Raw genomic sequence first — 11,770 nt, forward strand, 5'->3', positions numbered from 1 at the left:
ACGCTGACGCCGGGCATCACACCTCAAGGAGCAAGAGATGAAGTTAATCATTACGGAAGACTATACCGAGATGAGTCGGGTTGCCGCGCAGCACCTGCTGGGTTATATGTCTCAGCCTCATCAGGTTAACCTGGCGATTACGGCGGGTAACACGCCAAAGGGGATGTATGAACATGTTACCGAAGCCGTGAAGGGTAAGCCGTGGTATCAACACTGCTATTTTTATAACTTTGATGAGATCCCGTTTCGCCATAAACCGGGTGATGGCGTCACCGTGACAAATCTGCGGAAGCTGTTTTTCACGCCTGCAGGCATTGATGAGGCGAATATCCGAAAGCTAACCCTCGATAATTTCCGCGAGCATGATGCCCGAATTGCGGCCGAAGGCGGTCTGGATTTGGTGCTCATGGGGCTTGGAGCCGATGGACATTTCTGTGGCAACCTTCCGGGTACCACCCGTTTTCACGAGCTCACGACCGAGGTGCCGATTGAAGGTGCGATGGTCGACATTGTCGTGCACGGTGAGTTAGGCGGAGATTACTCGCTGGTGCCGGATAGCTACGTCACGATGGGGCCGAAAAGCATTATGGCGGCGAAAAACCTGATCCTGATTGTCAGCGGTGAGGGAAAAGCGCAGGCGCTTAAACAGGTACTTGAAGGTCCAGTAAGTGAAACGGTTCCCGCTTCGGTGCTGCAGCTTCATCCGTCATTAACGGTGATTGCGGATAAAGCCGCTGCGTCGGCGCTCGCCTGATTCTGCGGAGATGCCGGATGGAGGCGCTTTGCGCCTTATCCGGCTCACGCCCACTATCGGACAATCATCACGGTACCGTTATCGCGTAATATCCCAGCCGCGTGCTTTCCACAGCGCCGGGAGCTCCGCCAGATCGGTAAACGTCGTCACCTTCGGGTGAACGATCGGTTTATTGTGCGGGTCGGCGCAGAAGTAGAACACCTCCATGCCCGCATCAATCCCTGACTGCGCGCCAGCGGAGGAGTCATCCACCAGAATGCACTTCTCCACATCCACGTTCATTGCCTTTGCGGCATGGTGCATCAGCGCCGGGTCTGGCTTCCAGCGCTGGATATCGTAGCCGCTGAACAGCTTATCCGGGAAATGGTGCAACATATCCAGCTTGCCGAGCGAATGCTGCATTTTGCTGACCGGGCCGTTCGACACGACGCACATTGGCACACTAACTGCGTCGAGCAGCGCGTTCGCCCCAGCAATCACCTCCAGCTCGGTGTCGAACAGGCGTGCGACCTCGGCGCGGTAAACCGGTTCTAACTCCGCTTTTTCCAACTGAGTGCCGTGTTCATCGTTGATGATGTCGATGATCTCGTAGAGCTTTACGCCCTTGAAACGTTTAAAAATCTCTTCCAGATCGAGCGTGATGCCAAATGTTTTGAACATATGGACGTAGGCCCGTGAACAGATCACTTCGCTGTCTACCAGCGTACCGTCACAGTCGAAAAAAACCGCTTCAACTCCGGACATGTCATTTCCTTTTTAACAAGTTTAACGTTTACGTAATGCCGAATTGAGAGACGCAATCGTTGCCGTATAAGCAAAATCAATGAAAAAAAGTATCTCGCAACCGCGCCTATTGTCGCATTTTGGTATAGGATAGCGACGAATTTTCCTTCCATGTCTGCGGAAATTAATAATGAGTCAACAACACACCACCCCGGCTTCCGGTCAGGGGATTCTGGAGCGCGTGTTTAAACTGCGCGAGCACGGCACGACGGCACGTACCGAAGTGATCGCCGGTTTCACGACCTTCCTGACGATGGTCTACATCGTTTTCGTTAACCCGCAAATTCTTGGCGTAGCTGGCATGGACACCAGCGCAGTGTTTGTTACTACCTGCCTGATCGCGGCGCTGGGCAGTATTCTGATGGGCATTTTTGCCAACCTGCCGGTGGCACTGGCTCCGGCGATGGGCCTGAATGCATTCTTCGCGTTCGTGGTGGTGCAGGCGATGGGCCTGCCGTGGCAGGTCGGGATGGGCGCTATCTTCTGGGGCGCTATTGGTCTGCTGCTGTTGACGATTTTCCGCGTGCGTTACTGGATGATTGCCAATATCCCGGTGAGCCTGCGCGTAGGGATCACCAGCGGTATCGGTCTGTTCATCGGTATGATGGGCCTGAAAAACGCCGGCGTTATCGTGGCAAACCAGGACACGCTGGTCTCTATCGGTAACCTGACCTCGCACAGCGTACTGCTGGGCGTGCTGGGCTTCTTTATCATTGCGATTCTGGCCTCTCGTAACATTCACGCAGCGGTGCTGGTCTCTATCGTGGTAACCACGCTGTTGGGCTGGATGCTGGGCGATGTGCACTACAGCGGCATCGTTTCTGCGCCGCCGAGCATTACCACCGTGGTCGGTCATGTTGACCTGGCGGGCTCCTTCAACCTGGGGCTGGCGGGCGTTATCTTCTCCTTCATGCTGGTAAACCTGTTTGACTCCTCCGGTACGCTGATTGGCGTGACCGACAAAGCTGGCCTGGCCGATGCGAAAGGCAAGTTCCCACGCATGAAGCAGGCGCTGTTTGTCGATAGCGTCTCCTCGGTTGCCGGCTCCTTTATCGGCACCTCTTCCGTCACTGCGTATATCGAATCCTCCTCCGGCGTGTCCGTGGGCGGTCGTACCGGTCTGACGGCTGTAGTGGTTGGTCTGCTGTTCCTGCTGGTTATCTTCCTGTCGCCGCTGGCGGGTATGGTGCCGGGCTATGCGGCAGCGGGCGCGCTGATTTACGTGGGTGTCCTGATGACATCCAGCCTGTCTCGCGTGAAGTGGGATGACCTGACCGAAGCGGTTCCGGCGTTTATTACCGCGGTGATGATGCCGTTCAGCTTCTCAATCACCGAAGGTATTGCGCTGGGCTTCATCTCTTACTGCGTGATGAAGATTGGTACCGGTCGTTTCCGCGACCTCAGCCCGTGCGTTATCGTTGTCGCACTGCTGTTTATTCTGAAGATTGTGTTTATTGACGCAAAATAAACAGTAAGCCCTTTTCATCGAAAAGGGCTTTAGTGTTTGTACCCTCTCCCACAGGGAGAGGGCATCAGCCCGCACTTACGCTTTAACGCGCTGAATGTACTCGCCAAATGCGGTCAACTGACCGGTCAAATGATCCAACGTCCCCTGTTCAATCACTTCACCCAGCTGCGGGTCGACCTTATTTTGAATCACGCCGCCCATAAATTCCGGCTTGTTCATTACCATCGCATCCAGGAACACCAGAATCTGACGCAGATGATACTGGCAGCGCGCGCCGCCTATAGCGCCCATGGAGCTGGTCTGAATCAGAACCGGTTTACCTGAAAGCGGCTGATCCGGCAGACGAGAGAGCCAGTCGATGGCGTTCTTCAGGCCACCCGGCACGGAATAGTTGTACTCTGGCGTGACGATAACCACGCCGTCGGCCTGGCGAATCTGTTCTGCCAGCGCTTCCACGCTTTGCGGGAAACCGTCTTCCTGTTGTAGGTCCGCGTCGTACAGCGGGATATCGCCAATCGACGGCAGTGCGGAAACGGTCATGCCCGCGGGGGCGATTTTAGGCAGGGTGCGCGCCACCATACCGTTGAATGAGCCTTTACGCAGGCTTCCCAGTAACGTCACAACGTTCAATGTTTCAGACATGACTACTCCTTTCCATCATGGCGGCTGAAATCCAGCCGAATCAATTGAGTATAAGCGCTTTCTCCGCCGGTAGGCTGGTGAATCTCATCAGGCGTGCCGAGGGTTCGTTGGCCCGGGTCTGAGCATCAGGCAGGCTACGCCAGCCGCACTTACCATCAAACTCCCAAACTTTGAGCTTGTCGATAGACGGTGAAGCAGCCAGCGACCAGACCAGCACGTCTTCGGCATCGCAGATGACTTCAAGCTGGTCGGTTAATGCCGAACGCAGGCGGCCTGAGCCGGGCAGTAGCTGGAGCGTCTGAGGAGAGTCGTGATGAACGTCGCCTGACAGTTTGAGGACGCTCTGACGCAGCGTGATGAGTTGTGCGCGCGCTTCATGTGGATCGTTCTGGTTGTTGATCCACAGATTCTCATTGCTGGTAAAGCGGTAGCTTTCCATCATTGTGGCCTGCGGAGTGTTACGCAGCGTGCGCAGCAGCTCCATATCAAGGCCGCACTGGCCTTCGGTGGTCAGGGCAACGCCGACGATATTACCGGCATAAGCGATAGAAAAATCAGGTAGATGGCTATCCTTAAAGTACGGTTTACCTTCTTGCTGAGTCTCGATTTCAGGCAGTTCGCTAATGCCATACAGCATAAACAGCAATTCCGCCAGCAAAGCGCGGGAAGCCAGGTAGCGGGTCCGTCGATGGGCCGGCAGCTGGCGCGCAATATTATGGCTGGTGGATGAGAGCCTGACCGATAGTAGATGTCCGTCCTTAAGGATCCCTCTTGCAAAGTGCGTCGCCATTTTTCGCTCCGTGATTAATGGACTGTGTGTATGGCGAGAGTAACATTTACGCCAGTTATGATCAGGTTTTACTGCCTAAAAGTGCGATTGAAAAGGGGTATTACGCGACTTTTACACTTTGCCCTAACTGAAACGTATTATTTTTACGAATATTGATTCAGGAAACAGCGAGATATAAGGCTTTTAGGGTATCACGGAGCCAGATAATTTTCGGGTTGTGACTATTTCGTTTATGCCAGAGTAGGGTAAATGGCACCTGCAGTTTTTCCCGCTGCACAGCATCAAACGGTAGTGGGCGAGGTACTAAAGGCAGGTTGTGCAGTTGATTATAATGCTGACAGTAGCGCGGTGCTGTCGCGATCATCTGGTGGTCCGGCTGAGCGGCCATAAACAGCGACTGTTCAAAGCCCGGCAGGCTGAGCGCGATATGACGTTCACGCCCCATCTCCTGCAATACGTCGTCCAGCGCCCAGGTATCGCTCTGTTCCCAGCAGATGCTGATGTGCGGGTAGCGCAGGAACGTCTCCAGATTCCACTCTTCCAAAAGCGCTGGATGGTCTTCACGCAGCCATACCCAAGGCAGGTCGGTAAACAGCACCTCGTAGTCTATCGACAGCGGCAGCAGGCTCAGCAGCTCGCGTGAGCGTGGGTGGCTTTCGCGCCCGGTGAAGCCGATGTCGACCTCACCGCGAATAATCGCGTCCAGTGAATCATAATCCCAGTTACGCACTTTGATCGTCGCCTGCGGGTAGCGCTGGTAAATCTGGCTGGAGAGTTCGTTGAACATGATCATCACCAGCGGCGTCTCGGCAACCAGATCAAACTTCAGCCCGCGCGGCGTTTCGTGATGCGGTTTATCCAGCAGCTGATTGCCCATCTGCATCCACTCGGCCAGGTTTTGCTCCATGCTGACCATCAGCGGCGTTGGCGTCAGCCCAAGCGGGGTATTCACAAACAGCGGATCGTCAAACCAGGCTCGCAGCTTCGACAGCGACTTACTGACCGCCGACGGCGTGACGTTCATCCGTTTGGCGGTTTTGGTGACGCTGCGCTCCTGCATCAGCAGCTGCAGGCATAGCAGTAAATTAAGATCGAGACTGGAGAGAGGCTTCTTCATGTGTTGGCGCAGACCGGTTAGGAGCCACTGAGATAATCAGCAGTATGCACACTATGCTACAGGCAATCAGAATACCGATCAGCATATTCAGCGCATTAAGGCCCAGGATGGCCGACAGCCATATCCACAGCGACGAACCGCAGACCTGAGCAATACCGAGCGCCGAACTGGCAACCCCGGCCCGCAGCGAGAACGGCCCCAGCGCCTGGCTCATGGCAACGCCAAAGCCTACTGAGAAGCCTGCGCAGATTAAGGTCAGCCCGAAGAGCGTAACCGCGTGCGTAGCGGAAAGCGTTAGCACAATCCCCGCCGCCAGGAACAGTACCTGCGATGCCAGCATGAGGGTGCGGGGTTTAAACAGGCTCAGGGCAAACGGCGTCGAGAACGAAACCGCCATGCTGACGCCTGCGGTCATCGCCATGGTCGTGGCATATTCGCCGCGGTCAAAGCCCATGACCTCCATCAGCAGCACCGGCGAGGTGTTCACAAAGGTGAGGATCACCGACACGCTCAGCGTGGTGATCGCCAAACGGCTGAGGAAAAAGCGATTCACCAACGACTCGGCTCCTGGCGTATAGCCTGCCGAGGCAGGACGCGTCGCAGGGCGCGATTCTCGCAGCACAAACACCGACAGCAGGCAGACCACCACGCCCATGCCAATCATCGTGTAGAACAGGCTCTGCCACGGGTATTTGAGCATAATCAGGTGCCCCATCACCGGCGCGAGTACCGGAACGATGCAGGTGATCCCATTAAGCAGTGACAGTACCTTGGCCCGCAGGCGATCGTCGAGCGTATCGCGCAGGATAGCGAACGCCACGACGTAGCAACAGCCAGCCCCGATCCCCTGAATAAAACGGCCTACCAGGAAAGGAGTGCCGCTCTGTGCCAACGAACAGATAGCGGAGGCAGCGATGTAGATCAGCGCTCCGACAATCGCTACCGGCTTGCGGCCCGATTGGTCAGCCACTTTTCCGGCGAACAGCATGGCGGTTGCCATCCCGGCCAGATAGACCGAAAACGCGATGTGTAGCTGCGCTTCGCTGGCCTGTAAATCAGCGGCGATACGCGGTAATCCCACCAGATACATATCAATACCGGCGGGATAGAGTAAAACCAGGGCAAAACAGCAGACCAGAAAACGTGTCATGGCGACCTCACGAGAAATGAGGCGTCAGCATAATGGGGCGCGTGTGATGACACGAGTTGCCATTTGGACAACTGTGATTTCCTGTGAGGAAATTTACTTCCAGACTCTCGCCATTCCTTCGCTTTCCGGGCGTACGGACTCGAAGCCAAATTTAGCGTACAGCTCCGGAACGTCGGCGACCAGAGAGACATAGCTGCCTTTAAATGCATGGGCGTCTAGCCAGGCCATAAGTGCTTCCATGATTTTACGCCCCAGCCCTTTGCCCTGATGGTCAGGGTCGACAGCGATATCGACAATTTCAAAATTCAGCGCGCCGTCACCGACGATCCGCCCCATGCCGACCGGCGAACCTTGCCAAATAATATGCACGCCGTAGCAGCTCCGCGGCAGGCCGATTTCGGCGGCTGCGAGCGGTCGGGCAGACAGGCCGGCTATTTTGCGTAGGTGGCAGAACGTTTCGGCGGAAGGAACGGATTCAATCAGAGTGTATTCAGTCGTCATTGCGGTAGCCTGTTCATCAGGAAATAGAAACATTTAACAAGCTTAGCTTAGGGAGAGCAATTGCAGCGGGGGATAGAAAAGAAAACCCGAATTAACAGTGAGTTAATTCGGGTTTGATGGCTTACTTACCAATACAGAAACTAGAGAAAATCCGTCCCAGGAGATCGTCGGAGGTAAATTCCCCGGTGATCTCACTCAGGCTCTGCTGCGCCAGGTGCAGCTCTTCTGCCAGCAGTTCTCCGGCCCAGGCACCGAGCAGCTGGGCTTTACCCTGCTCCAGATGCTCTGCGGCATCGGAAAGCGCCTGCAGGTGGCGACGGCGCGCCAGGAAGCCGCCTTCCATGTTGTTTTCGAAGCCCATGCTCTGTTTGAGATGGTTACGCAGCACGTCGACGCCTTCGCCGGTGCGCGCGGAGAGGCGCACAAGTGAGTGGCCATTTACTTCGCTGAGCCCCAGCGTTTCGCCAGTGATATCGGCCTTGTTGCGCACCACGGTGATCGGCAAGTTTGCCGGCAGACGGGCGATAAAGTCCGGCCAGATGTCTGCAGGGTCGGTGGCGTCGGTTGTCGTGCCATCGACCATAAACAGCACGCGGTCAGCTTGCTCAATTTCCTGCCAGGCGCGCTCGATGCCGATACGTTCAACTTCATCGTTGGCATCGCGCAGACCGGCGGTATCGATGATATGCAGCGGCATGCCGTCGATATGGATATGCTCGCGCAGCACGTCGCGGGTGGTGCCTGCGATGTCGGTAACGATAGCCGCTTCACGGCCCGCCAGGGCGTTCAGCAGGCTCGATTTCCCGGCGTTCGGGCGACCGGCAATCACCACCTTCATCCCTTCGCGCAGCAGGCTGCCCTGACGCGCTTCGGCGCGCACGGCGTCGAGATCGCCCATTACCGTATTCAGCTGCGCTTCGATTTTCCCGTCGGAGAGGAAGTCTATCTCCTCGTCCGGGAAGTCGATAGCTGCTTCAACGTAGATGCGCAGGTGAGTGAGTGCTTCCACAAGATGGTTTACGCGCGCCGAGAAGGCTCCCTGCAGCGAGTTCAGCGCGGAGCGTGCTGCCTGCTCAGAGCTGGCATCGATCAAGTCGGCAATGGCTTCTGCCTGCGCCAGGTCGAGCTTATCGTTTAAAAACGCACGCTCGGAAAATTCACCGGGATTGGCAATGCGTACACCCGGCAGCGTCAGAATACGTTTTAGTAGCAGGTCGAGGATCACCGGGCCGCCGTGGCCCTGAAGCTCCAGCACGTCTTCACCGGTGAACGAATTCGGGCCGGGGAACCACAGCGCAATGCCCTGATCCAGCGCGCTGCCGTCGCTGTCTTTGAACGGCAGGTAATCGGCGTAGCGCGGTTTAGGCAGTTTGCCCAGCACCGCCTGCGCGACATCTCTCGCCTTCAGGCCGGAGATGCGCAGAATGCCCACACCACCGCGTCCCGGTGGGGTGGCCTGGGCGACGATAGTGTCGTTTTGGCTCATGGTTTGTCTCTACAGTGTCGCAATAAAAAAAGGCGGTCATATGACCGCCTTTTGATTGTAGGCCTGATAAGCGTTAGCGCCATCAGGCAGCGCGGCGCGCATAGCCGGATGGCGGCTTCGCCTTATCCGGCCTACACCGAATCAGGATTTTTTCTTCTCGCGGCTATGCAGGCCACGTTTTTCCAGACCACGGTAAATCAGCTGCTGCTGAATGATGGTAACCAGGTTGCTGACGATGTAGTACACCACCAGGCCAGATGGGAACCACAGGAAGAACACCGTGAAGATGACCGGCATAAAGGTCATGATCTTCTGCTGCATCGGGTCGGTCACGGTCGTCGGAGACATCTTCTGAATGAAGAACATCGTCGCGCCCATGATGATCGGCAGGATGTAGTACGGGTCTTGTGCAGACAGGTCGTGGATCCACAGGATAAACGGCGCATGACGCAGTTCAACCGAGGCGCTCAGCATGTAGTACAGAGCAAGGAAGATTGGCATCTGAATAATCAGCGGGAAGCAGCCACCCAGTGGGTTAACTTTTTCCGCTTTATACAGGGCCATCATTTCCTGGCTTTGACGCTGTTTGTCGTCGCCCAGACGCTCACGCATGGCCTGAATCTTAGGCTGCAGCATACGCATCTTCGCCATGGAGGTGTACTGCGCTTTAGTCAGCGGGTACATGATGCCACGAACGATAAAGGTGATAACAATGATGGAGAAGCCCCAGTTACCCAGGAAGCTATGGATCCATTTCAGCAGTTTGAACAGCGGCTGAGAGATGAACCACAGCCAGCCGTAGTCAACGGTCAGATCCAGGTGCGGCGCAACGGCAGCCATTTTGTCCTGGATTGCTGGGCCGACCCACAGGGTGCTCTGCAGTTTATCTGCCTGACCTGGCTGTACCAGAACTGGCTGAGATTTGTAGCCGATAGCCACTACGCCGTTACCGAGGTTAGCGGTGTAGAAGTTATTGGTACCGTTGTTCTGTGGAACCCATGCAGTAGTGAAGTACTGCTGCAGCATGGCAACCCAACCGTTTTTAGTGTTGGTGTTCAGGTTCTCGTTATCAACGATAGTATCGAATTTATATTTTTCGTATTTCGAATCAGACGTTGAGTACGCTGCGCCACGGAAGGTGTGCATGGTAGACAGGCCGCCAGACTGCGTATCGCGACTGGTTGGCAGTGCTGCCGTCTGCTTCAACTGACCGAAGGTAGAGACTTCCAGCGGTTTCTCGCCGGCGTTCTTCACGTCATAGCTCACGTTCACCGCATAATCACCGCGTTTCAGGGTGAAGGTTTTGGTGAAGACGTTGCCTGCTTTATCGGTATAGGTCAGCGGAATGACGATTTCGTTCTGGCCATCGGCCATCACAAACGCATCTTTATCGACGTTATACAGCGGACGCGGGCCGTTAGCCGGGTTATCCGGGCCATCACGACCGGTTAAGCCGCTTTGTGCCTGATAGACAAACTGTGGGGTGGTTTCCAGTAACTGGAACGGTTCGTCAGATTTCAGTGCTTTCGGGTAAGCCGGAAGCAGCGCTTGCTCAATATCACCACCGCGAGTGTTGATAGTCAGCTCAAGCACATCAGTTTTAACCGTAATCAGTTTCCCTTGGCCACTGGCCGGTACGCCCTGGTCTGCGGCGCTACCCGCTGCTGTGGTCGTAGTCTGCGTGGTCTGCTGCTGGGCTTGAGGATTGTTATCCTGCTCCCAGGCTTGCCAGATCATGAAAGACACGAACAACAAAGCGATGATAAGGAGATTGCGTTGCGAATCCATCGTTAGTGTTCTCTGGTATCAAATGGTCCAGGCGGGACGGGGTCGTCACCACCAGGGTGTAAAGGGTGGCATTTTAATACGCGTTTCACTGTCAACCAACTGCCTTTTATCACTCCAAACCTGCGCAATGCCTCAATTCCGTATTGAGAACAGGTTGGCGTGAAACGGCAATGTGGCCCGAGTAGCGGACTAATCAGGCGCTGATAGACCCGGATAAGGCCTATCAGGACCCGCGAGCCAGGCGACAATGGCGGCGCCATAATTTTTCCAACGCTTCCGAGAGAGCACGGTTATCGAGGTCGGCAACCCCTCTCTTTGCCACCACCACGAAATCCATTGGCGGGAGTTCATGCTGACGCAAACGGAAACTTTCACGCGTCAGACGTTTAATCCGATTGCGTTCATGTGCGCGTTTGACGTTTTTCTTGGCGACGGTGAGACCGATACGGGGATGCCCCAGCGAATTCAGGCGGCCGAGAATGGTGATTTGCGGCGTGCCAGCCCGTTGTGGCTGCTGGAAGACGAATGTGAAATGAGTGGGAGTTAACAAACGTAACTCCCTGGGAAATGCTAGCTTAACCACTCGAGGGGTTAGCTTTATTACTTAGAAACGGTCAGACGAGAACGGCCTTTAGCACGACGACGTGCCAGAACCTGACGACCATTTTTAGTAGCCATACGAGCACGGAAGCCGTGAGAACGGTTGCGCTTCAGTACAGACGGTTGAAAAGTGCGTTTCATGGCGATTTCTACCTAAACTTGAATAAATTCAATGGCTTTATTGGATATCCGAACGAAAATCGAACGATGGACACCGAAGCCATGGGTGATTAAAGAGGCCGGATTGTAATAATTGTACACTCCGGAGTCAATTCTCTTTCCTTATTTACCGCGTAAAAAACCACGTATCACCGCAGTTTTTCGCCCGGTAAATGAGCAGCGTCCTTCACCAAAATTCGCGCAGAACATGCCGGGTGGGGGATTATACGGCCTGCCCATTAAAGCGCAAGGATCATCCTGGATCTTTGTTAGATCATTTAAGCAGAAATTTGTCGCTAGTCATTAATTTTTCCAATATGCGAAGGAAATCGTGCCTTCTCTTTATCGGGATCGTTTACACTTAGCGCTTGCCGGATCCACCCTGTGGATAAATCGGGAAGAAACTGTGAGAAACAGAAGATCTCTGGCGCAGTTTACGCTATGATCCTCGGCCCGATCGCGATCGGTGGATCGTAAAAGGGGAAAATAACCGCGCCATTTCAGCACCGTGTCTGAAAGAGGTGGTTGAAAA

At 55.0% G+C, this 11,770-nt stretch carries 13 protein-coding genes; 2 read left to right on the forward strand and 11 right to left on the reverse strand.

The window, feature by feature from the left end; all coding sequences use genetic code 11:
• Nucleotides 1-37: 37 nt before the first annotated feature.
• Complete coding sequence (locus tag ACLGE8_RS17740; RefSeq protein WP_411000134.1) at nucleotides 38-754, forward strand: glucosamine-6-phosphate deaminase; 717 nt, start codon at nucleotides 38-40, stop codon at nucleotides 752-754.
• A gap of 78 nt (nucleotides 755-832) precedes the next feature.
• On the opposite strand, the gene yieH is transcribed toward ACLGE8_RS17740, so the two are convergent.
• Nucleotides 833-1,498: a 6-phosphogluconate phosphatase gene (yieH, locus tag ACLGE8_RS17745; protein WP_411000135.1), complete on the reverse strand. Its 666-nt coding sequence runs from the start codon at nucleotides 1,496-1,498 to the stop codon at nucleotides 833-835.
• Between the two features lie 169 nt (nucleotides 1,499-1,667).
• Between yieH and adeP the strand changes: the two genes are divergently transcribed.
• Complete coding sequence (gene adeP, locus ACLGE8_RS17750) at nucleotides 1,668-3,005, forward strand: adenine permease AdeP (RefSeq protein ID WP_185668158.1); 1,338 nt, start codon at nucleotides 1,668-1,670, stop codon at nucleotides 3,003-3,005.
• 75 nt (nucleotides 3,006-3,080) lie between these two features.
• On the opposite strand, the gene ACLGE8_RS17755 is transcribed toward adeP, so the two are convergent.
• The 10 genes from ACLGE8_RS17755 to rpmH all read right to left on the reverse strand — a co-directional run bounded on the left by ACLGE8_RS17755 (nucleotide 3,081) and on the right by rpmH (nucleotide 11,220).
• On the reverse strand, nucleotides 3,081-3,647 hold the full coding sequence (locus ACLGE8_RS17755) for an NADPH-dependent FMN reductase (protein ID WP_333011165.1): 567 nt from the start codon (nucleotides 3,645-3,647) through the stop codon (nucleotides 3,081-3,083).
• Nucleotides 3,648-3,687: 40 nt separating this feature from the next.
• The gene (locus tag ACLGE8_RS17760) at nucleotides 3,688-4,437 is read right to left on the reverse strand and encodes a 4'-phosphopantetheinyl transferase family protein (RefSeq protein ID WP_411000136.1); all 750 of its coding nucleotides are present in this window, start codon (nucleotides 4,435-4,437) and stop codon (nucleotides 3,688-3,690) included.
• A gap of 157 nt (nucleotides 4,438-4,594) precedes the next feature.
• Entirely contained in the window at nucleotides 4,595-5,554 is a 960-nt protein-coding gene (yidZ, locus tag ACLGE8_RS17765) for an HTH-type transcriptional regulator YidZ (RefSeq protein WP_411000137.1), read from the reverse strand.
• Entirely contained in the window at nucleotides 5,523-6,704 is a 1,182-nt protein-coding gene (locus ACLGE8_RS17770; protein ID WP_411000138.1) for an MFS transporter, read from the reverse strand. The genes yidZ and ACLGE8_RS17770 overlap by 32 nt, the downstream gene beginning before the upstream one ends.
• A 93-nt stretch (nucleotides 6,705-6,797) precedes the next feature.
• A complete protein-coding gene (locus tag ACLGE8_RS17775; protein WP_411000139.1) occupies nucleotides 6,798-7,205 on the reverse strand; it encodes a GNAT family N-acetyltransferase in 408 nt (135 codons plus the stop codon).
• A 121-nt stretch (nucleotides 7,206-7,326) separates the two neighbouring features.
• Nucleotides 7,327-8,691: a tRNA uridine-5-carboxymethylaminomethyl(34) synthesis GTPase MnmE gene (gene mnmE, locus ACLGE8_RS17780; protein WP_411000140.1), complete on the reverse strand. Its 1,365-nt coding sequence runs from the start codon at nucleotides 8,689-8,691 to the stop codon at nucleotides 7,327-7,329.
• A 141-nt stretch (nucleotides 8,692-8,832) separates the two neighbouring features.
• Nucleotides 8,833-10,479 (reverse strand): membrane protein insertase YidC, encoded by a 1,647-nt coding sequence (yidC, locus tag ACLGE8_RS17785; protein WP_411000141.1) that lies wholly within the window; start codon nucleotides 10,477-10,479, stop codon nucleotides 8,833-8,835.
• Nucleotides 10,480-10,481: 2 nt separating this feature from the next.
• Nucleotides 10,482-10,739, reverse strand: coding sequence for a membrane protein insertion efficiency factor YidD (yidD, locus tag ACLGE8_RS17790; RefSeq protein WP_015703903.1), 258 nt, complete (start codon nucleotides 10,737-10,739; stop codon nucleotides 10,482-10,484).
• Nucleotides 10,703-11,062 (reverse strand): ribonuclease P protein component, encoded by a 360-nt coding sequence (gene rnpA / locus ACLGE8_RS17795; protein WP_034881900.1) that lies wholly within the window; start codon nucleotides 11,060-11,062, stop codon nucleotides 10,703-10,705. Before rnpA ends, yidD begins: the two co-directional genes overlap by 37 nt.
• A 17-nt stretch (nucleotides 11,063-11,079) precedes the next feature.
• Entirely contained in the window at nucleotides 11,080-11,220 is a 141-nt protein-coding gene (rpmH, locus tag ACLGE8_RS17800; RefSeq protein ID WP_003849659.1) for a 50S ribosomal protein L34, read from the reverse strand.
• Nucleotides 11,221-11,770: the final 550 nt, after the last annotated feature.

The sequence above is a fragment of the Kluyvera sp. 142486 genome (assembly GCF_046569695.1).
Lineage (GTDB): Bacteria > Pseudomonadota > Gammaproteobacteria > Enterobacterales > Enterobacteriaceae > Kluyvera.